This is a genomic window from Bradyrhizobium sp. AZCC 2176 (assembly GCF_036924645.1).
In the GTDB taxonomy this organism is placed as follows: Bacteria; Pseudomonadota; Alphaproteobacteria; order Rhizobiales; family Xanthobacteraceae; genus Bradyrhizobium.
Genome location: NZ_JAZHRX010000001.1, coordinates 3,901,179 through 3,921,386, shown reverse-complemented (window position 1 = coordinate 3,921,386; position 20,208 = coordinate 3,901,179). Strand labels below are relative to the sequence as shown.

Below are 20,208 nucleotides of genomic sequence, written 5' to 3'. Positions count from 1 at the left end.
CCTGTCAGTGCGCGGTCACTTCACCGCCAGCAATTCGACGTCGAACATCAACGTCGCATTCGGCGGGATGACGCCGCCGGCGCCGCGCGCGCCGTAGCCGAGTTCAGGCGGAATGATCAGCGTGCGCTTGCCGCCGACCTTCATGGAGCCAACACCCTCGTCCCAGCCCGCGATCACCCGGCGCTGGCCGATCGGAAACTCAAACGGCTCGTTGCGGTCCACGGAGGAATCGAATTTCTTGCCCTTCTGGCCATTCTCGTAGAGCCATCCGGTATAATGCATGACGCAAGTCTGGCCGGGCTTCGGCGAGGCGCCGGTGCCGACCTTGCTGTCGATGATCTGCAAGCCTGAAGCTGTGGTCATGGGTTTTCCTGCGGTCTGGGCCGAAGCCATCCTGATGGCAACGGGCGTGGCAACCGCGGCCGCCACGGCGGCGAATGCGGTCCGGATGATCGTGCGTCGGGAGAAGCGCATCTGTTGAACCTCTTCTTGGAGAGACGGAGCTTCTAGACGCTCAGTACCCCAGCGCGCAACCGTCCTTGCGGGGATCGGAGCCGCCGGTCAGCGTGCCCTTGTCCCAGTCGATCCAGATCGCCTGGCCGCCGCCGAGCGGACCGACCACGCTGGTAGTCTTGTGGCCGATCTTCTTCAGGCCCTCGACGATGGCAGCCGGCACGCTGTCCTCGAGCTGATAGATGCCCTCGTAATGCAGGCCGCGCGGCATATCGATGGCTTCCTGCACGTCGCAGCCGTAGTCGAGGATGTTGGTCAGCACACGGGTCTGCCCCACTGGCTGATACTGGCCGCCCATGACGCCGAACGGCATCACTGCGCGGCCGTTTTTGGTGGCGAGTGACGGAATGATGGTGTGCAGCGGCCGCTTGCCCGGCGCGATGCAGTTGGGATGGCCGGGCTGGATCCGGAAGCCGCCGGCACGATTCTGCAGCAGGATGCCGGTCTTGTTGGACACGATCGCCGAGCCGAACGAATGCGCAATCGAATTGATGAACGAGCAGACGTTGCGATCCTTGTCGACCACGGTGATGTAGACCGTGGACGGATTCATCGGCGGCGCCACATTGGGCAAATCGAGCAGCCGGTCCATCCTGATGTTCTTGATGTGCTCCTCGGCGAATTCCTTGGCGAGGATGCCGGCGACGTCGACATGTACCTGCTGCGGATCGCCGATATACTGCTCGCGCATCATGTAGGCGATGCGGGCGGCTTCGGCCTCGAGATGGAAGCGCTCGATGCTGAGCGCGGGGAATTTCGTCAAGTCGAATCGGGAGAGGATGTTCAGCATCACCAGCATGGTGATGCCAGGGCCGTTCGGCGGGCACTGCCAGACATCGTGGCCCTTGTACATCGTGCCGATCGGCGACGTCGTCTCGGTCGAATGCGCGGCAAAGTCTTCCAGCGTGTGCAGGCCGCCGATGCCGCGCAGGGTTTCGACCATGTCGGCGGCGATCTCGCCCGTATAGAACGCGTCGCGGCCGTGCTTGGCGATGGCGCGTAGCGTCTTGCCCAATTCCGGCTGGTGGATCACGTCGCCGGCTACCGCCGGCTTGCCGTGCGGCAACAGATAGCGCTCGGTGTTGGTGCCGTTCTTCAACTTCTCGAACTGGTTCTTCCAGTCGAAGGCGATGCGAGGAGCGACGACATAGCCTTCTTCGGCCGCTTTGATCGCGGGCTGCAGCAGGGTGTCGAGCCCCATCTTGCCGTGGTCGCGCAGGATCGTGGCCCACGCATCGATCGCGCCGGGAATGCTCACCGCGTGGGCCGAGGTCAGCGGCACCGAATGGATCTTGCGCTCAAGGTACCATTCGGCCGTGGCGGCCATCGGCGCGCGGCCGGAGCCGTTATAGGCGACGATCTTGCCTTCACCTTTGGGCTGGATCAGCGCAAAGCAATCGCCGCCGATGCCGGTCGATTGCGGCTCGATAACGCCGAGCAGCGCGCAGGCCGCGACTGCGGCGTCCGCCGCCGTGCCGCCCGCCCGCATCACGTCAATCGCGGTCAGCGCGGCCTCCGGATGCGAGGTAGCCACCATCGCGTTCTGGGCATGGACCGTCGAGCGGCCGGCGAAATGGAAATTCCTCATCGCGAGTGCTTTCTTTTCAGCGTTTCTTCAATATTTCTTGGGCATCCCGCAGGGAGGGCATCGGGCGGGCTTACAGACGGTTCTTGGCATATTCATCCCCGGCGAGGCAATGGCTGGCATGCCAAGCGGGCGTCAGAGGCAATGCGCGGAATATGCAGGGCTTTGCGGGGTTTCCCCTCCCCGGCCGGCCTGATAAACGATCGCCATGCCGCTCAAGGTCGCCGCGTTCTACCAATTCGCCGCGCTGCCGGACTTCCGGGAGCTGCGCGAGCCGTTGCGCGCGCTTGCCGCAGGCTTCGGTCTGAAGGGCAGCGTGCTGCTGGCGCATGAGGGCATCAACGGCACGGTTGCGGGCGGCGACGAGGGTATCGACGCGTTTGTCCGCGAGTTGCAGCATGGCGCCCTTTTCGGCGGCCGGCTCGATAACCTCGAACTCAAGTTTTCAGGCGCTTCCGAGATGCCGTTCCAGCGGTTGAAGGTCCGCCTGAAGAAGGAAATCGTCACGCTCGGAGATATAGCCGTCGATCCGACGCGACAGGTCGGCACCTATGTCGAGCCGTCGGACTGGAACGAACTGATCGCCGCGCCCGACACGCTTGTCATCGACACCCGCAACGCCTTCGAGGTGGCGATGGGCACCTTTGAGGGCGCGGTCGATCCCGGCCTCAAGAGCTTTGGGCAGTTCAAGGAATTCGCCACGCAGCAACTCGACCCGGCCAGGCACAAGCGGATCGCGATGTTCTGCACCGGCGGCATCCGGTGCGAGAAGGCCAGCGCCTATCTGCTGGCGCAAGGCTTCACCAAGGTCTACCACCTCAAGGGCGGCATCCTCCGCTATCTGGAAGGCGTGCCGGAACAAGAAAGCCGCTGGCGCGGCGAGTGTTTCGTATTCGACGAACGCGTGGCGCTGGGCCATGGCCTGCGGGAGCATAAGATGAACGATGGCTCCCATGAGTGATGTCAACGCGCTGAGCGAACGGGTCGAGGCGCTGGAGATACGCTTGACCTATCAGGATGTGACCATCGAGACGCTGAACCAGACGATCACGGCGCAGTGGGTTGAGATCGACAGGCTGACGCGCCGGGTCGCTGAACTAAAGGAGCGCCTTCAGGAAGCCGAAAGCAACGCGCCGGGCCCGGTGAACGAGCCGCCGCCGCATTACTGAGATTTGCGTCAGCGGAAGACGGCACGGACCTTGTCCCACAGCGTTTTGTTTGCGCGATCGCCATCGGCTTTGGTCGGCGCCGGTTGCGCGGCGCTCACGGGGTCGGACGCCGGAAACGTGTCCACCAGCCCGGCCTCGAGCTTCTCGCGGGTCTCCCGGTCGGCCTTCTGCGCTTCACGGGGATCTTCAGCGTGCTTGTCATGCGGCGCAGGATTGAATTTCTCAGCCATGAGATACCTCCGTGGATGAGACAACGGCCCGGTTTTACGCCAGTTCCATGTCTCGTCCCCGGTATCCGTCCTTGGCCCGGGGGGAACCTGCGTGTATCAGAGGCGCAAATCTCCGCCGTCCCGTAGGAACCTTTCGATTGTCCCAGAAATCCGCCGTGAAACCTTTTATCGAAGTGCTGTCCGGCCGCAGGCAGACGGTGCCGCCGGCGTGGATGATGCGCCAGGCCGGCCGCTATCTCCCGGAATATCGCGAGCTGCGTGCCAAGGCCGGGAGCTTTCTCGACCTCTGCTTCACGCCGGAATATGCCGCCGAGGTGACGCTGCAGCCGATCCGCCGTTTCAACTTCGACGCCGCGATCATCTTTTCCGACATTCTCGTCATCCCCTATGCGCTCGGCCGCTCCGTGCACTTCGAGGCCGGTGAAGGCCCACGGCTCGATCCGCTGGACACGCCGGAGCAAGTGTCGAGCCTCTCGCGCGCGGCCGATTTCGGCAAGCTTGAGCCGGTTTATGAAGCGCTGCGCCGCGTGCGCCGCGAGCTTGCTCCCGATATCGCGTTGATCGGATTCTGCGGCGCGCCGTGGACGGTCGCGACCTACATGGTTGCGGGACAAGGCACGCCGGACCAGGCGCCGGCGCGAATGATGGCCTATCGACATCCCGAGGCGTTCGCTGAAATCATCGACGTGCTGGTGGAGAACTCGATCCAGTATTTGCTCGGCCAGCTCAAGGCCGGCGCGGACGCATTGCAGATCTTCGATACCTGGGCCGGCGTGCTGCCGCCACGCGAATTCGAGCGCTGGTCGATCGAGCCTGCGAAACGCATCGTCGCCGGCGTGCGCGCGAAAGCGCCTGACGCGAAGATCATCGGCTTTCCGCGCGGCGCGGCCGCACTGCTGCCGGCCTATGTGGAAGCGACAAATGTCGATGCCGTCAGCATCGACTGGGCGGCCGAGCCGTCATTGATCCGCGAGCGTGTGCAAAGCCGCGTCGCGGTGCAGGGTAACCTCGACCCGCTGGCGCTGATCGCGGGTGGCGCCGCACTCGACCGCGCCGTCGACGACGTGCTGGCGAACTATGCGCAAGGGCGGCTGATCTTCAACCTCGGCCACGGCATCCAGCCGGAAACGCCGATCGCCCATGTCGAACGGATGCTGAAGCGGGTGCGGGCGTATAAGGGCTAGCTTCGTAGCCCTTGTAGCCCGTCACTCGCTACCGCGCGTCTTCCAGAATCATGTCGGATGCCTTCTCCGCGATCATGATGGTCGGCGCGTTGGTATTGCCGGACATCAGGTCCGGCATGATGGACGCATCGACCACGCGCAGGCCTTCGATGCCGCGGACGCGTAACCGCTGGTCGACGACAGCGAGCGCATCACTCCCCATGCGACAGGTCGAGGTCGGGTGATAGACCGTGCTGCCGGTGCGGCGGCAGAACTCCAGCAATTCGTCGTCGCTCTGCACTTTCGGACCGGGATCGACTTCTGCGACCGCATAGGCCTTCAGCGCGGGTGCTGCGAGAATCCGGCGCAGCATGCGGATGCCATCGATGAAGGCGCGGCGATCGGTTTCGGTCGCGAGATAGTTGATGCGGATTTCCGGCGGCACAGAGGGATCGGCGCTCCTGATGCGCAGCGAGCCGCGGCTTTCGGGGCGCAGCTGGCAGACCGACGCGGTAAACGCGGAAAGCGCGTGAAGCTTCTCGCCCATCTTGTCGGTCGAGAACGGCAGGAAATGAATCTGAATATCGGGCGAGGCCAGCCGCGGGCTGGTCTTGAAGAATGCGCCCGAGGTGCCTGCGGCGATCGTCAGCGGTCCCTTGCGCAAGGCGGCGTATTGAAGGCCCGCCATCATCTTGCGTATCGGATGATTGACGACATCGTTCAGCGTGACTTTCTGCGCGCAGCGCGTGATCAGGCGGACCTGCATGTGATCCTGCAGATCATTGCCGACGCCCGGCGCATCGAGCACGATCTCGATCCCGTGCTGCTTCAATAGATCCGCCGGTCCCACGCCCGAGAGCTGCAGCAATTGCGGCGAGTTATACGCGCCGCTGGAAACCAGGATTTCCTTGCGCGCTCGCGCGGTTCGCAGGCGGCCTTCCTGCTTGTATTCGACCGCCTTGGCGCGGCGGCCTTCGAACAGGATGCGCTGCGCCAGCGCAGACGTTTCGATGTGCAAATTGCTGCGGCTCTTCGCCGGGCGCAGATACGAAAACGCCGTGCTGGCGCGGCGACCGCGTCTTGTCGTGGTCTGGAAAAATCCGGCGCCTTCCTGGGTCGCGCCGTTGAAATCGGGATTGGTCGGAATGCCGGACTCGGCGGCGGCGACGACGAAGGCCTCCGATAGCGGATCGTGGTGACGCCAGTCAGATACCGGCAACGGCCCGTCCGTGCCGTGGTATTTGTCGGGACCGCGCTGCTGGTTCTCGGCCTTCTTGAAATAGGGCAGCACGTCGTCATAGCCCCAGCCGGCATTGCCGCGCTGGCGCCAGCGATCGTAATCCTCGTGCTGGCCCCGCACATAGAGCAGGCCGTTGATCGAACTGGAGCCGCCGAGCACCTTGCCGCGCGGCTGGAATACCTGACGGCCATTCAGGCCCGGCTCCGGCTCGGTCTGGTACATCCAGTTGACGGATTTTTCCTTGAACAGTTTTCCATAGCCGAGTGGCACATGGATCCAGAGATTGGTATCCTTCGGCCCGGCCTCCAGGAGCAACACGGAATGCTTGCCGTCGGCGCTCAGGCGATTGGCGAGCACGCACCCGGCAGAGCCGGCGCCGACGATGACGTAGTCGAATTCGGACGCATCATTATTGTTTTTCATTTGTTTCCCCGTACGCGCTCAAAAGAGGTAGCGGGGCCGCCCCAGCCGGTCAATTGCCTCCCGGTCGCAGGTACTGGAAAAACGACTTTCAATTGCGAAGGCAGCAACATCGTCGGGCAATCTGCCGCATCCCGGAATGACGACGCCTTCGCATCATCACTCCGAGCACGTTTGCGAATAGCGGCCGCCTGCGGAAATTCCTCCGGTCAGCTTGCGGCGAGTTTCAAAAAGTCCGGTGGCCGGCGTTCGGCGAAAGCCATGAAAGCCTCGCGCGCCTCCACGGTTTTCAGGCGTGCCGCGAACTGTTCGCTTTCCGCATTGATCTGCGCCATGAGCAGTTCCGGATTGCGCATCAGCCGCTTCGTCGCACTGACGGCTCCCGCCGGTTGTTTCGCCAGCCGTGATGCAAGCCCCCTCGCTTCCGTATCGAGCTTATCGAGCGGCACCACCCGGTTGGCGAGCCCCCAGGTGAACGCGGACTTGGCATCCACCGCTTCGCCGAGCGCGAACATCTCATAGGCGCGCGCATAGCCGATGCGGAGCGGCATCAGCAGGCTGGACGACGCTTCCGGGACCAATGCGAGATTGACGAACGGCGTCGACAGCAGCGCATTCTCGGCCAGCACGACCAGATCGCAATGCAGCAGCATCGTGGTGCCGATGCCGACGGCGCGTCCCTGGACGGCGGCGACCAGCGGACGGCTCGATTTTGCGAGCGCCTGCAGGAAGCGGCCTACATGCCGCTCGCCCTGAAAAGCGCCTGTCGCCATCATGGCGAACTCGCCGACGTCGTTGCCGGCGGTGAACATGTCGCCCTCGCCCCTGATCAGCAGGACGCGGACAGAAACGTCGGTTTCGGCTGCTTCCATGGCGTCGGCCAGCGCGCCGTACATCGCGTTGGTCAGCGCGTTCTTCTTGTCAGGTCGCGCCATCGTCAGGCTCAAAATGCCGTCGCTCTTCTCGATCTTGATGTGATCTGTCATTCATCTTCTCCTCTGGGAAATCTGCTTTGCAAGCTGGTAAGCCAGCGCGCGACGACATCGACCTCGGCGTCGGTAAATCCGTCCGTGAGGCGCGCGTTGACCTCGGCGAGCCCAGCTTTCGACTGCGCCATCGCCGCGCGCCCGGCCGGCGTCAGCCAGAGCCGCCACGCGCGCCCGTCATCCGGATCGGCCCGCCGCTTGATCAGGTTCGCCGCCGTCATCCGGTCAACGAGTCCGCTGATACCGGGTGGCCTCAGATCGAGCGCCGCGCCCGCCTCGCCCATCAGCACGCCGTCGCGCTGCCCGAGGATGAACAGCAGTCCGGACTGCGCTGCCGTTACCCCGCTGTACTGGGTTCGCGCTGCCATCCAGCGCTGCAGCCGGCGCTGCGCGACGTTGAGCAGGAACACAAGCCGGTGCTCGCGGCGTGGAGTCATTTCGACAAAGCCATTTTATTTCGCATGCGAACTATTCATGCGATCTATTTACGTCGCTCCCGCCAGATTGTCACGACGATTTTGGCGGCGTGCGACGCCAAGCATGTAAGGGACCGCTATCGTGTGAACCGCTCCACCTTAAATCGTAGCGAAGGCAGCAGGTTAGAGGAAAAATCGATTTTCGATTGACGACATCGCCCTCTCTCGCCAATCTCCGCCGCCATGAGCAATATCGGGTTGAGTTTTGGTGAGAGCCTTGCCGACGAACGGCCTCGAAGCCTGACGTCCGCCGTTCAGGAGCGGCTGCGTGCGGATATTCTTTCGACCCGGCTATTGCCGGGCCAGAAGCTGCATATCGCCGGCCTCGCAAAACGGTTTTCGGTCAGCCTCGCCGCGGTGCGCGAGGCGCTGTCGCGGCTGGTCGCCGACGGGCTGGTGCAGGCGTCCGACCAGCGCGGCTTTCGTGTCAGCCCGGTATCATCAGCCGATCTTCGCGACGTGACGCAAACCCGCGTCGATATCGAAGGTCTGGCGCTGCGGCGTTCGATCGAGCACGGCGACGCGGCATGGCTTGCCTCGGTGGAAAAATCGTTCGCCGCGCTCTGCGCCGTTCCCCACACCTATCCCGACGATCCGACCCATCACTATGAGGAATGGGTGGTGCGGCACCGCGTCTTCCACCGTACGCTAGTGAATGCCTGCGGTTCGCAATGGCTGCTCGGCTTCCGCGATGTGCTGCACGAGCAGAGCGAGCGCTATCGAAGGCTCGCGATCCGGCGCAACAACGAAAAATCGCGCAACGTCGAGGCAGAACACGGAGCGATTGTGCGCGCCACGCTCAAGCGCGATGCCGACGCGGCGGTTGCAGCGCTCGCGAAGCACTTCATGGCGACCATGCAACTCGTCGAACTCGCCACGCCGAACACGTTCGGAGGTGGTGACACCGCCTGATCGACCGCTCGAAGACCAAACCAATCAAGAAAAAGCAAAAGGGAAACGTCACAATGAAGATCACGCGACGCCACATCCTGGCAACGATCACCGCAGCCACCGTGCTTGGAGTATCAGGCATGGCGCATGCCGCTGACACCGTCCGCATCGGCCTTCCCACCAAGACCTACTGGCCGACCACGATCGCGGAAACCGCGGTACGCCAAAAGCTGTTCGAGAAGGAAGGCATCGCGGCGGAGCTCACGATCTATCGCGGCGGCGCCGAGACGTTCGAGGCGATGGCGGCGGGTGCCGCCGACGTCATTCTCGACGCCACCTCGCTGGTCTCGGCCGGACGCAAGAAAGGCGTGAACTCCAAGGTGCTCGCCAGTGCCGCCACGGGCTATTACGGCTGGCAGTTGATGACGCTTTCGAAATCGACGCTCGGCGTCAAGGATTTGGCCGGCAAGAAGGTTGCGATCACCTCCGCGGGCTCCGGCTCCGACCTGCTGGCGCTGTGGACCCAGCAAGACAAGAAGATCGAATTCACGCGCGTGCCCGTCGGCGGCGGCGGACTGGTGCCGAACCTGCTCGCCGGCAATGTCGATGCGGCCGTGGTCTACTCGCCGCTGAGCTTCCAGATCTCCAAATCGGGCGAAGCGCGCACCATCCTCGACTTCTCCAAGGAAGTGCCGCCGAACCTCGCCGCCGGCTGGATCGCGCTCGACAAATACGCGCAGGACAAGCCGCAGATGGTGCAGAAGACGCTGAACGCGCTCTACGGCGCGCTGATGTTCATGCGCGCCAACAAGGATGCCTCCGTCAAGCTGATCACCGAACTCTACGAAATTCCGGCCGAGATCGCGGCGCTGGAATATGAGAACACGATCATAAAGCTGGAGACCGACGGCAGCATGGATGGCCCGAAGATCTCGGAGCAGCTTCAGCTCGCGCTCGACATGGCCAAGGCCGGCGGCATGAAGGACCTTGGGCCTGCCGCCGAGATCATCTCGACGCAGTTCAAGCCAGTTCCGACCAAGTTCTGAGTTGGCACGATGCGAAGCGGGCTAGGCGTAAAGGCGGCGCGGGTCGCCATTGTGGTGGCGCTGTTTGCGATATGGGAAATTCTGTCGCGCAGTGGCATCGTCAACCCGCGCCTGCTCCCTTCTGCCTCCGACACACTCGCAACACTCGGCGATCTCCTGCAGCGGGCGAGCGTGCGCAAGGATCTGGCGGTCACCGCGACCGAAGTGTTGACCGCGTTCGCGCTCGCCGTCCCGTTCGGCGCGCTGATCGGCTTCCTGATCGCGGAGAACCGCTATTTCTCCGATGTGGCAAAGCCGCTGCTGTTCTTCGCGTTCAGCATTCCAAAGTCGATCTTCCTGCCGATGTTTATCCTGGTGTTCGGCGTCGGCTTTGCGCAGAAAGTCGGCTTCGGCTTCTTCTCGACCATCTTCATCGTGATCATGTCGACCACGACGGCGGTGGAGTCTGTCAAGGTCGAGCATCTGACCGTCGCTCGCTCCTATGGCGCGACACCGATGCAGACCGCGTTTCGCGTCTATCTGCCGAGCATGCTCCCCGTTCTGCTGGAGGCGCTGCGGATCTCGATGATCTTCAATCTCACCGGCGTGATCCTCGCCGAAATGTACGCCTCGCGCGACGGCATCGGCCATCAGATCGCGACGTGGGGCGAGAATTTTCAGATGAAGCAGTTGCTGGCCGGCGTGGTGATGATCGCCGTGATCGCGATCGCCTTCAATGAACTGGTCAGATGGGTGGAAACACGATGCAGCCATTGGCGAACATAACCCCGCTGAAACCGGTCGGCGCGATCGAGGTCCGCAATGTCGGTCAGATCTTCAAGACCACGACGCAGGACGTCGTCGCGCTGGACGACGTCTCGCTCGACGTCAAGCCCGGCCGCTTCGTCGTGCTGGTCGGCCCGAGCGGCTGCGGTAAGTCGACGCTTCTGATGATGATGGCGGGCTTGCGCCAGCAGACCTCCGGCACCATCACCATCAGCGGCGCACCCATCCCCGAGCCCGATCCAAATCGCGTCGGCGTAGTGTTTCAGGAAGCCAGCCTGTTTCCCTGGCTGACGGCGGAAGAAAACGTCGAATTTCCGCTCGCGCTGCGCGGCGTCACGAAAAGCGATCGTCGCACCAGGGCGCAGGATGCACTGAAACTTGTCGGCCTCGACGGCTTCGGCAGGCGCCATCCGCATGAATTGTCCGGCGGCATGAAGCAGCGCGTCTCGATCGCGCGCGGCCTGGTGCAGGACCCGCCGGTGCTGTTGATGGACGAGCCATTCGCGGCGCTGGACGAACAGACCCGCATGACCATGGGCGACGAACTGCTGCGGATCTGGGCGGCCACCGGCAAGACGGTGGTGTTCGTCACCCACAGCCTGACGGAGGCGGTCTATCTCGCTGACGAGGTGATCGTGATGTCGCCGCGCCCCGGCCGCATTGTCGATCATCTGCAGGTCGCGCTGCCCCGCCCGCGTACATATGAAATGCTGAGTGGCGACACGTTCGGCACCCTGCGCGACCGCATCTGGCGGCATATCCGCAAATCAGCGTGAGGCAGAGATGACTTCAGCGACGCTTCGCAGATTGATCGTGATCGGCCTCATCGTGCTGTGGGAGATCCTGCCGCGCGCCGGGTTCATTCCGGAATTGTTCCTGCCCTCGCTGTCGTCAACGCTAGCGGCCGGCTGGAACGAGGCAAGCGAATACGGCCACGCGCTCGCCGTGACGCTCTACGAGGTCGCAATATCGATGGCGTTCGCCTGTGGTGGCGGCATTTTGCTGGGCGCCATCGTCGGCAGCCTGCCGCGGCCGCGCATCCTGGTCATGCCGATGGTATCGAGCCTCTATGCGGTGCCGCTGGTCATTCTCTATCCTGTCTTCACGGTGTGGCTCGGCATCGGCTCGGAATCCAAGATCGCCTTCGCCTCGATCTATGGCTTCCTGCCGACGATGCTTGCCACAGCGGCCGGGATCCAGACCATCGATCCGCAATTACTGCTGGCCGCGCGCAGCATGGGCGCGACGCTGGGCCAGCGGCTGGTTCGCGTGATCATTCCGGCGGCAATCCCGACCGTGCTGTCGGGGCTGCGCGTCGGCGGTGCGCTCGTGATCGTCGGCGTTGTCGTGTCGGAGATGCTGATTTCGTCCGCCGGTATCGGCTACTTGATTTCCCGCTACCGCACCATTCTCGACAGCCCGCATGTGTTCGCGGGCGTGCTGCTGGTGCTGGCGATGGCGATTGCCTTCAACGCCGTCATCAAATCGATCGAGCGCAGGGCCGCGATCTGGCAGACGGGGTCACGTGCCGGCCAGCGCGCCGCCGACGAGATCACCGCCGGCGCCATCCAGCCTGCGACCTGACGGAGTACGCGTGTTCGACCTGACGCTGACATTCGACAACGGTCCCGAGCCTGGCGTGACGCCGCGCGTGCTCGACGTTCTGCGCGAACGCGGCATCCAGGCGACCTTCTTCGTGATCGGCGAAAAGCTTGGCGACCCCGAACGCCGCCGACTTGCGGCGCGGGCGCATGACGAAGGCCACTGGATCGGCAATCACACGTTTACGCACACGGTGCCACTCGGACAGCAACGCGATCCCGCAACGGCACAGCACGAGATCGGCCGGACGCAGGATGCGATCGGCGATCTCGCGCATGCCAATCGCTGGTTCCGGCCGTTCGGCGGCGGCGGCCATCTCGACGAGCGGCTGTTGAAACCTTCCGTGGTCGAATATCTCACGCGCAACAAGCATAGCTGCGTGCTCTGGAACGCGATCCCGCGCGACTGGGACGACCCCGACGGCTGGGCCGACCGGGCCTTGGAGCAGTGCCGGTCGCAGCCGTGGAGCCTCATGGTTCTGCACGACCTGCCCAGCGGCGCGATGAACCATCTCGAACACTTTATCGACCGCGCCGGGAAAGCAGGCGCACGTTTCCGTCAGGACTTTCCGCCCGATTGCGTTCCGATCCGTTCGGGCGAAATCGTACGATCCATCGAACCCTATGTTTCCTCGATCGAAGAAGGTACCGAAGAATGAAGATCGCGAGTTTCAAGGCAGGTCAGACGGCAACCTACGGACTGGTGACAAATGCCGGCGTCATCGACGCCGGCAAGCGGCTGAAGGAGTGGCCGACCCTGAAGATGTTGCTCGCGGACGGAGCGCTCAATGCCTTGAGCGCGCTGCAAAACGAACGGCCGGACTACGCGTTCGCCGAAATCGAGCTGCTGCCGACCATTCCAGATCCCGACAAGATCTTCTGTATCGGTGTCAACTACGCCACGCACCTCGCCGAAAGCGGCCATCCCACCCCGCCGCATCCGATGATCTTCACCCGCTTTGCCAACAGCCAGGTCGGCGGCGGCCAGCCGATGATCCGGCCGCTGGAGTCGGAGCGCTTTGACTATGAGGGCGAGATGGCCGTCATCATCGGCAAGGCCGGCCGCCGCATTTCGCGCGAGACGGCGCTGGCGCATGTCGCCGGCTATGCCTGCTACAATGACGGCAGCATCCGCGATTGGCAGCGCCACACCTCGCAATTCGCGCCCGGCAAGAATTTCGTCGGCACCGGCGGATTCGGACCGTGGATGGTCACGACGGACGAGATCCCCGACATCGGCAAGCAGACCATCGCCACCCGCCTCAACGGCGTCGAGGTGCAGGCCGCGCCGATCTCCGACCTTGTGTTCGACGTTCCTGCCCTGATCGCCTACTGCTCGACCTTCACCGAACTTGTCCCCGGCGACGTCATCGTGACCGGCACCACCGGCGGCGTCGGCGCCTACCGCACGCCGCCGCTCTGGATGAAGGATGGCGACGTGGTCGAGGTCGAGGTGTCCGGCATCGGCGTGCTGCGCAATCCGGTCAAGGACGAGGTTGCGGCTGCTGCGACACGCGCCGCCTGAACCAGTTTTCTGTTGACGCGTTTTCTTCACGCGAACCGGTACCCACTTCGCTCGAAAACGCTATGGCAATCAAAATAGCAAGAGCAAGGAGACGATCATGAACCTGCCAAAGCACCTGCTGCCGACCACCGTTGTCGGCAGCTATCCGCAGCCGGAATGGCTGGTCGATCGCGCGATGCTGTCGAAGGTGGTGCCGCGCACGCGCATGCATGCGATGTGGCGGTTGCCGGCCCAACATCTCGAGGAGGCGCAGGACGACGCTACCATCGTTGCGATCAGGGACATGGAGCGCGCCGGGGTCGACATCGTGACCGATGGCGAAATCCGCCGCGAAAGCTACTCCAACCGGTTTGCCACCGCACTCGAAGGCATCGATGACGAAAATCCGGCGATGATCACCTCGCGAAGTGGGCACCAGACGCCGGTGCCGCGCGTCACGGGCCCGGTGAAACGCCGCGGCCCGGTCGAACTGCGCGACATGGAATTCCTGCGCCAGAACACTGATCGCGCGGCCAAGATCACCCTGCCCGGCCCGTTCACGATGAGCCAGCAGGCCAAGAACGAATTCTACAAGGACGACGAGGAACTGGCGATGGCGTTCGCTGCCGCCGTCAACGCCGAGGCGCTCGACCTGCAAAAGTCCGGCGCCGACGTGATCCAGCTAGATGAGCCCTGGGTACGCAACAATCCGGACCTTGCCCGCCGCTATGCCGTAAAAGCGATCAACCGCGCGCTCGAGGGCATCACCGTGCCGACCGTGGTGCATCTGTGCTTCGGCTATGCCGCGGTCGTGCTCGGCTCGACCAAGCCGGCCGGCTATTCCTTCCTTGCCGAGCTCGCCGATACCAAGGCTGAGCAGATCTCGATCGAGGCGGCGCAGCCGAAACTCGACCTCGGCGTGCTCAAGGATCTGTCGTCGAAGAAAATCATGCTCGGCGTGCTCGACCTCGGCAATCCCGAGATCGAGCCGGCCGAGGTCGTCGCGGATCGAATTCGCAACGGGCTAAACCATGTCGCCGCCGATCGCCTTGTCGTCGCCCCCGATTGCGGCATGAAATACATGCCGCGCCACGTCGCGTTCGGAAAGCTGAAGGCGATGTGCGACGCAGCCGCCACGGTGCGCAAGGAAATCAGCTAAAGGGAGATCAGCTAAGCGGCTTGCCCTGCAGCCACGCCGTACCCCGGGCGTACAAAGCCTCGACTTCGGGCCCCTTCAGGCCGGGCATGTCGCGCTTCACAGCGTAACCGATGCGGGTTTGCAAATAGGCGAGGTGCCGGTAGCCCGGCGGAAATTGTTCGAGCAGCGCCTTGTCGAGGACAGGCGCTGCGCCTGGTGTGACCGGGTCCATGCGGTCCTTCTCATAGATCGGCTGGCGCAGCACGATGCCCCAGCGCCCGTCGCGCTTTTCGAGGAAATCGTAGAACCGCCCGGTGCAGAGCACGTCGCACAGCACGCCCTCGACCTCAGCGCGCTGCGAGATCGTCATCTTGGTCTGCGAGATGGCGCGGTGTCCGGCGAGGTCGACCGAGATACCACCGAGGAAATGCAGGATGCTGATCCCCTTGGCCCAGGCCTGCTTGCTGATTTCGATGAACTCGTCGCCGGTGCCCTGCGTCCAGGTCGCCATCATGCGGCCGTCCGGATGCCAGACGGTGCGAAAACGCTCCCAGTCGCCGGCATCGCGCCAGATCGCCCAGTTCTGCAGCAATTCGCGGATCAGGCGGTCATCTTCAATCTCGGCGCGACTTCCGGGCATTGCGGAGGTTTCCTTCGGACGTATTTCTCAAGCGCCTGTGAGCGCCTTCACAGAAGCTTCGCGCGGACGAACAGCATACGGAGGGCATTGGTCGCCTGCACGGTCAGCATCGCATTATCAGCGGCGCCCTGCAGGGACCTCACGGCATCGGCGTGCAGCGCGCGGAATTCGATCCACTCGATCGCGCTGAGATTGGTGATGAATCGATAGGCCTGGCCAACCGTTGCGATCGACACCGTCTTGCCGTTCAGGTTGATCTTGAAAACCGCACGCAGCGGCGTGTCGGAAGCGGCGGCATCGCCTGCGACTGCGCTCATGACGGGGACGGTGAACGCCGCGACGCAGTGAGGCCCTCGCGCAAGCTCGGCACCACGACAAGGCGCTTGACCTCGCCGTTCCGGTACGCCGCCAGGAACCTGTCATAATCCTTGATCGAAACGCAGCCGTTGGAATCGCCGTTGGGGCCGAGCAGATAGCTGTGCACCAGCAGGCCCGTTCGCCCGTGCATTTCGCTTTCGCCCACGGGGGTCATGCGCAGCGCCGCGACACCATGAAACAGCTTTTCACGCGGCTTGAGGTCGTAGACGTTCGGTGGCGTCGCGCCGACCATGCGCTGGTCGACATAGGCCGGATTGTCCATCAGGCCGCCGAGCCCGGAGTGTGCCTCGAGCTTGGTGCCGTTCGGCAAGTAAACGGCGCGGGCCGAAATGTCGTAGACCGCCGTCTGGCTGTCATAGCCGAGCGCCGGCAGATCCTTGCGCTCGCCGAGCAGCCCGTCCCCCGGCGTCAGCGATGCCAGCGAGAAGCGCATCGGCACCAGATCGGCGAGCTTCTCGAACATGGTGCGGTTGTCAGACGAAACCGGCGCTGGGTCGCTTCTCACCGACTGAAGATTGGCCAGCACCGGCCGGGCTCTCGGCAGCGGGATTGCCGCCTCGGCTGTCGAGGCGGACGGCTCGGGCTGGACGTTCTGCTCCTCACGCAATGGTCCGCCCAACTGGCTTTCGATGTGGCCGAACTCCGCATCGAAATTCGAACGCTCCGAGCGGGCGGCAGGACGCCAGGGGTAGTTGATGGCCAGCGAACGGCGCACCGAGGCCGGGCCGAAGCGCTCGTCGAATGAGGATGTGCTGCCGACATTCGCGGATGCGGGATTGATCCAGGCGGCCAGGTCGAAATCGGTCACCCAAGCGGCCAGCCCCAGCGCCATGGCAAGCGCCGCTGTGCCGAATGCCGCTTCGCGGAGCAAACGGGTACCGCGGCTCGAAGCAAGCCCGGCTTTGCTGGTCGTCCTTCTATCCATCCGTCCCCGGCTCGGCGCTTCGGAATCACGTCTGATTCCTAATGGATTCACCGAATAAGTCCCACCATAATGCAAACCAAAGTAAGGCATAATCGAGACAGGCGCTCGCTGCCATCATGACCGGCCGAATCCACGGATTCAAGCGCTGTAATGGTAAACCGGGCCGGGATTCCCCAGCGCGACCGCGCTCAGGGCCGCAGAATCGGATTGGTATTCGGCGCAGGCGCCTCTTCCATCTCGGCGTGCTCCGGTAGCTTGTCGGCATGCACGGCGAGCGCCGGCCCGATCCAGATCGGATCGGCGAGATGGTCTCGGCGCGGGTTGGTCGTATTCGGGTGGACCAGAACGCTCAATTTGCCATGGTTGAGCATCAGCCAGGGCACCAACTCGGGGAATATCTCCCGCCCAAAGGCGACCTGGTACATGGCCTGATCGTGCGGGCCGACCTTGACGTCGTGCCAGCGTCCGAGCGTGACCGAGAAGCGCTCACCGATCCAGGTTCGCAACTGCTCGGCCTCGGCCCGCGACGCCGCCGGATCGTAATAGATATGGGCGTGGTAGCTCGCGATCTCGCGTAACGGTCGCGGACCGCCTGTCTCCGGCTCACCCGTCATTGCACGCTCCGCGCTATCGTTGCCCTTGAACCGCCCGATGATCGCTGCAACCGGCCGCGCGGTCAATCCATCAGCCTGCCACATGCGTCTCCTCGACGATCTCGATCGCCAGTTCCGGGCAATTGGCTCTGGCGATCCAGGCCTTGTCTTCGAGAGCGGAGGAGACTTGGCCACAGCCGCGGACACGCGCGTTGCCGAATTCATCAAGCTCAAACAGCTCGGGCGCCAGCGCATGACAACGTGCGTGCCCCTGGCACTTCTTCACACCGATTCGGACGACGAGCCCGCGATTTCCGGCCATGCGTCAGGCCTGACCGGCTTTGGCGAAACGCTTCTCGACGTTCTGCTTGATATTCTCGAGCCCGATCAGGGCTTCCTCGTCCATCCGCGCCAACCCGCGTCGGAGCGACGGATCAGCCGCCTTGCCCAAAACTGCGAAGAAATCCAAGCAACCCGGGTCAGAAACGGCGGAAGCCGAAAGTCTGACCGAGCAGGCCTACAACCTGCTCGAAGAAATGATCTGCACGCTGCAATTGCCTCCCGGCACGCCGCCAAGATCGAGATCAAGTAGAACTCAAAAGGAGGGCCGAGACGATCGGCCCTCCCCGCTGTACTCGTCGAATGCTCAGCTCGCCTTGCCGAACAGAACAGGCAACTGGCGCGGGCCGCGCACGGTGCCTTCCGACCAGGTGACCTTGCCGGCGGGATCGAGCCTGAAATCCGGAATTCGCTTCAGCCACTCCTCGATCGCAACGGTCATTTCCATGCGCGCCAGGTTGGAGCCGACGCAGCGGTGAATGCCGAGGCCGAACGCAGCGTGGCGATTTTCCTTGCGGTCGATCACCACCTTTTCGGCATCTGGGAACATCGCCGGATCGCGGTTCGCGGCCGGGAACGACAACAGTACCATGTTGCCGGGCTTCACCGGACAGCCGCTGACGGTCGTCTCCTTCATCACCTCGCGCGCCATCGTCACCGGCGAATAGGCCCGCAGCAATTCCTCGACCGCAAGCGGCATCAGTTCGGGCTCCGCGACGAGGCGCTCGCGGTCCGCCGGCGTCTTCGCCAGATGCCACAGCGAGGAGCCGATCGCGCTCCAGGTGGTGTCGATGCCGGCGATCAGGAGCAGCCGCAGCGAACCCAGCACATGCTCGTCCGCCAGCGGGTTTCCGTCCTTGTCCCTCGCATTCATCAGCGTCGAGATCAGGTCGTCGGTCGGATGCTTCTTGCGATGCTCGATATGGCCGGCAAAATAGCCGGTCATCTCCCTCACCGCCTCCATCAGCGCGTTGTCATCCTTGATACCGAGTTCGAGGATACCGTGAATCCACCTGATGAAGAGATCGCCGTCCTTCTCGGGAATCCCGAGCATATGCGCGATGGCGCGAACCGGAACGTGCTTGGTGTAGCGAGCGGCAGCGTCACATTTTCCGTCGGCGATGAACTCGTCGATCAGCTCGTTACAGATCGCGCGCACCCGCGGCTCGAGCTTCTTCATCGCATCCGGCGTGAACGGCGGCAGCAGCAATTGCTTTGCCGGCTTGTGCTCGGGCGGATCGGAGGTGATCGGCGGCGCCCTCGCCGTGATCTCCGGCCGCACGTCGCGCACGATGACGCGCCGCGACGAAAAATGGTCGGTGTCGTAGGCGATTTCCTTTACCGCCTCGTAGGTGGTCGGCATGTAGCAGCCGAGAAACCGATCGGTGTGAACGACGGGCGACGCCGCGCGCAGCTTTTCCCAGATCGGGAACGGGTTTTCCGTCCATGTCGGATCGGTGTGGTCGAAATCGTTGACCCAATCGGTGACCGGGGGATGTTCGGGCATGATGCTGGCGGAATCGGACATCGGAGCAATTCCTCTGCTTGGTTCGTTCAGATCCAGATGGAGTAAAGATCGCGCGAGCGCATTATTCCTCGGTCACCTCGATGGCGATCTCGGGGCAGTTGCTCTGAGCGAGCCATGCCTTGTCTTCCAGGCCCGCGGGCACGGAGCCGTCGCCGACTTCGTGTGCGTTGCCGAATTCGTCGAGGTCGAACAGTTCGGGCGCCAGTGATTTGCAGCGCGCATGGCCCTGACATTTGTCCTGGTCGACGCGGATTTTCAGCTTTCCAGCCATCGCAGCGTTTCCCTTTTGGCGGCGCGCTTTGCCGCGCGGTGTTCTTCTGTCGGCATCCTTCGGCACGGCGGCACAGACCCGCCGGCCTACCCGCGAAGTTATATCATATTACATTCGCGCTGCCGTTGTGCTGTCAAGTCAAAAGTTATAGATCATGACATTGAAATGCCGCCTCGACCCGCACGCAAAGCGCTCAACGCCTATCACCATGGGGATCTCCGCGATGCCCTGGTTCAGGCCGCGTTGCACGAAGTCGAGCTCGGCGGCCCCGAAGCGATCAGCATCAGCGCGCTTGCCAAGAAACTCGGCGTCTCGCAGCCGGCGCCCTACAAGCATTTTGCCGATCGCGAGACGCTGCTGACCGCCGTCACGGCCGAAGCGTTCCGCCAGTTCAGCGCGATGATGCGTACTGCGATCGAAAAGCCGTCGAAGCAATCGAAGCTGTCGCGCTTCGCGCAGCTCACGCTTGATTTCGGCCTGCGCCGCAACGGCATCTATCGCCTGATGTTCGCTTCGCGAACCATGGCATGTGCGCCGAAAGGCAGCGAGCTGCACAGCGCGGCAATGGAAACCTTCGAACTCCTGGTGGAAGCGCTGGAGGTCCCCGCCGTGGGGCTGTTGCGCGAGCGTAGCGCCCTGAAGGTCTGGGCTTCGCTGCACGGCGTGATCATGCTTGCCGAACAGGGATTGCTCACCGGCCAGGTTGCCCATGTCAGCCGGGAAGAACTGGTCGAGGATATTGTCGAGGAAACCAAGCTCGCGCTGTCGGTCGCCATCAATACGGCCGGCAAGGCTGGTTCATGAAGG

Annotated in this window: 26 protein-coding genes; 12 read left to right on the top strand and 14 right to left on the bottom strand. The window is 63.4% G+C overall.

Annotation, left to right across the window (positions count from 1 at the left end):
* Positions 1-15: 15 nt before the first annotated feature.
* The gene (locus V1288_RS18370; protein ID WP_334358367.1) at positions 16-474 is read right to left on the bottom strand and encodes an FKBP-type peptidyl-prolyl cis-trans isomerase; all 459 of its coding nucleotides are present in this window, start codon (positions 472-474) and stop codon (positions 16-18) included.
* A 40-nt stretch (positions 475-514) separates the two neighbouring features.
* Positions 515-2,101 carry a gamma-glutamyltransferase gene (ggt, locus tag V1288_RS18365; protein ID WP_334358366.1) on the bottom strand — a complete coding sequence of 529 codons (1,587 nt, stop codon included), beginning with the start codon at positions 2,099-2,101 and terminating at the stop codon, positions 515-517.
* Between the two features lie 205 nt (positions 2,102-2,306).
* On the opposite strand from ggt, the gene trhO reads away from it, so the two are divergent.
* Positions 2,307-3,059 carry an oxygen-dependent tRNA uridine(34) hydroxylase TrhO gene (gene trhO / locus V1288_RS18360; RefSeq protein WP_334358365.1) on the top strand — a complete coding sequence of 251 codons (753 nt, stop codon included), beginning with the start codon at positions 2,307-2,309 and terminating at the stop codon, positions 3,057-3,059.
* Positions 3,052-3,267, top strand: coding sequence for a SlyX family protein (locus V1288_RS18355; protein WP_334358364.1), 216 nt, complete (start codon positions 3,052-3,054; stop codon positions 3,265-3,267). The genes trhO and V1288_RS18355 overlap by 8 nt, the downstream gene beginning before the upstream one ends.
* An 8-nt stretch (positions 3,268-3,275) precedes the next feature.
* On the opposite strand, the gene V1288_RS18350 is transcribed toward V1288_RS18355, so the two are convergent.
* Positions 3,276-3,497, bottom strand: coding sequence for a hypothetical protein (locus tag V1288_RS18350; protein WP_334358363.1), 222 nt, complete (start codon positions 3,495-3,497; stop codon positions 3,276-3,278).
* Between the two features lie 137 nt (positions 3,498-3,634).
* On the opposite strand from V1288_RS18350, the gene hemE reads away from it, so the two are divergent.
* Positions 3,635-4,681 carry a uroporphyrinogen decarboxylase gene (gene hemE, locus V1288_RS18345; protein WP_334358362.1) on the top strand — a complete coding sequence of 349 codons (1,047 nt, stop codon included), beginning with the start codon at positions 3,635-3,637 and terminating at the stop codon, positions 4,679-4,681.
* Positions 4,682-4,709: 28 nt separating this feature from the next.
* Here the strand turns inward: hemE and V1288_RS18340 are convergent, their stop codons facing one another.
* The 3 genes from V1288_RS18340 to V1288_RS18330 all read right to left on the bottom strand — a co-directional run bounded on the left by V1288_RS18340 (position 4,710) and on the right by V1288_RS18330 (position 7,743).
* Complete coding sequence (locus V1288_RS18340; RefSeq protein ID WP_334358361.1) at positions 4,710-6,323, bottom strand: GMC family oxidoreductase; 1,614 nt, start codon at positions 6,321-6,323, stop codon at positions 4,710-4,712.
* Between the two features lie 206 nt (positions 6,324-6,529).
* Positions 6,530-7,306: an enoyl-CoA hydratase gene (locus V1288_RS18335; protein ID WP_334358360.1), complete on the bottom strand. Its 777-nt coding sequence runs from the start codon at positions 7,304-7,306 to the stop codon at positions 6,530-6,532.
* Positions 7,303-7,743 (bottom strand): MarR family winged helix-turn-helix transcriptional regulator, encoded by a 441-nt coding sequence (locus V1288_RS18330; RefSeq protein ID WP_334358359.1) that lies wholly within the window; start codon positions 7,741-7,743, stop codon positions 7,303-7,305. The genes V1288_RS18335 and V1288_RS18330 overlap by 4 nt, the downstream gene beginning before the upstream one ends.
* A gap of 222 nt (positions 7,744-7,965) precedes the next feature.
* Here V1288_RS18330 and V1288_RS18325 point away from each other — a divergent pair, with 222 nt between their 5' ends.
* The 8 genes from V1288_RS18325 to V1288_RS18290 all read left to right on the top strand — a co-directional run bounded on the left by V1288_RS18325 (position 7,966) and on the right by V1288_RS18290 (position 14,748).
* Positions 7,966-8,694: a GntR family transcriptional regulator gene (locus V1288_RS18325; protein ID WP_334358358.1), complete on the top strand. Its 729-nt coding sequence runs from the start codon at positions 7,966-7,968 to the stop codon at positions 8,692-8,694.
* 53 nt (positions 8,695-8,747) lie between these two features.
* Complete coding sequence (locus V1288_RS18320; protein ID WP_334358357.1) at positions 8,748-9,719, top strand: ABC transporter substrate-binding protein; 972 nt, start codon at positions 8,748-8,750, stop codon at positions 9,717-9,719.
* A 9-nt stretch (positions 9,720-9,728) separates the two neighbouring features.
* Complete coding sequence (locus V1288_RS18315; RefSeq protein ID WP_334358356.1) at positions 9,729-10,484, top strand: ABC transporter permease; 756 nt, start codon at positions 9,729-9,731, stop codon at positions 10,482-10,484.
* Positions 10,463-11,260, top strand: a complete 798-nt coding sequence (locus V1288_RS18310) for an ABC transporter ATP-binding protein (RefSeq protein WP_334358355.1) — start codon at positions 10,463-10,465, stop codon at positions 11,258-11,260. The genes V1288_RS18315 and V1288_RS18310 overlap by 22 nt, the downstream gene beginning before the upstream one ends.
* Positions 11,261-11,267: 7 nt before the next feature.
* A complete protein-coding gene (locus tag V1288_RS18305) occupies positions 11,268-12,068 on the top strand; it encodes an ABC transporter permease (protein WP_334358354.1) in 801 nt (266 codons plus the stop codon).
* A 10-nt stretch (positions 12,069-12,078) separates the two neighbouring features.
* Positions 12,079-12,744, top strand: coding sequence for a polysaccharide deacetylase family protein (locus V1288_RS18300; RefSeq protein ID WP_334358353.1), 666 nt, complete (start codon positions 12,079-12,081; stop codon positions 12,742-12,744).
* Positions 12,741-13,610: a fumarylacetoacetate hydrolase family protein gene (locus V1288_RS18295; protein WP_334358352.1), complete on the top strand. Its 870-nt coding sequence runs from the start codon at positions 12,741-12,743 to the stop codon at positions 13,608-13,610. The genes V1288_RS18300 and V1288_RS18295 overlap by 4 nt, the downstream gene beginning before the upstream one ends.
* A 97-nt stretch (positions 13,611-13,707) precedes the next feature.
* Positions 13,708-14,748: a 5-methyltetrahydropteroyltriglutamate--homocysteine methyltransferase gene (locus tag V1288_RS18290; RefSeq protein ID WP_334358351.1), complete on the top strand. Its 1,041-nt coding sequence runs from the start codon at positions 13,708-13,710 to the stop codon at positions 14,746-14,748.
* 7 nt (positions 14,749-14,755) lie between these two features.
* Here the strand turns inward: V1288_RS18290 and V1288_RS18285 are convergent, their stop codons facing one another.
* The 8 genes from V1288_RS18285 to V1288_RS18250 form a co-directional block, all read right to left on the bottom strand.
* Positions 14,756-15,367, bottom strand: a complete 612-nt coding sequence (locus tag V1288_RS18285; RefSeq protein ID WP_334358350.1) for a nuclear transport factor 2 family protein — start codon at positions 15,365-15,367, stop codon at positions 14,756-14,758.
* 47 nt (positions 15,368-15,414) lie between these two features.
* Positions 15,415-15,684, bottom strand: a complete 270-nt coding sequence (locus V1288_RS18280; protein WP_334358349.1) for a hypothetical protein — start codon at positions 15,682-15,684, stop codon at positions 15,415-15,417.
* Complete coding sequence (locus V1288_RS18275; RefSeq protein ID WP_334358348.1) at positions 15,681-16,670, bottom strand: DUF2778 domain-containing protein; 990 nt, start codon at positions 16,668-16,670, stop codon at positions 15,681-15,683. The genes V1288_RS18280 and V1288_RS18275 overlap by 4 nt, the downstream gene beginning before the upstream one ends.
* A gap of 188 nt (positions 16,671-16,858) precedes the next feature.
* On the bottom strand, positions 16,859-17,284 hold the full coding sequence (locus tag V1288_RS18270) for a DOPA 4,5-dioxygenase family protein (protein ID WP_334361347.1): 426 nt from the start codon (positions 17,282-17,284) through the stop codon (positions 16,859-16,861).
* A 70-nt stretch (positions 17,285-17,354) separates the two neighbouring features.
* Complete coding sequence (locus tag V1288_RS18265) at positions 17,355-17,585, bottom strand: ferredoxin (protein ID WP_334358347.1); 231 nt, start codon at positions 17,583-17,585, stop codon at positions 17,355-17,357.
* A gap of 3 nt (positions 17,586-17,588) precedes the next feature.
* Complete coding sequence (locus V1288_RS18260) at positions 17,589-17,732, bottom strand: hypothetical protein (RefSeq protein WP_334358346.1); 144 nt, start codon at positions 17,730-17,732, stop codon at positions 17,589-17,591.
* Between the two features lie 177 nt (positions 17,733-17,909).
* On the bottom strand, positions 17,910-19,130 hold the full coding sequence (locus V1288_RS18255; protein WP_334358345.1) for a cytochrome P450: 1,221 nt from the start codon (positions 19,128-19,130) through the stop codon (positions 17,910-17,912).
* A gap of 61 nt (positions 19,131-19,191) precedes the next feature.
* On the bottom strand, positions 19,192-19,401 hold the full coding sequence (locus V1288_RS18250) for a ferredoxin (protein WP_057853801.1): 210 nt from the start codon (positions 19,399-19,401) through the stop codon (positions 19,192-19,194).
* A 165-nt stretch (positions 19,402-19,566) separates the two neighbouring features.
* On the opposite strand from V1288_RS18250, the gene V1288_RS18245 reads away from it, so the two are divergent.
* Complete coding sequence (locus tag V1288_RS18245; RefSeq protein ID WP_334358344.1) at positions 19,567-20,205, top strand: TetR/AcrR family transcriptional regulator; 639 nt, start codon at positions 19,567-19,569, stop codon at positions 20,203-20,205.
* Positions 20,206-20,208 lie beyond the last annotated feature (3 nt).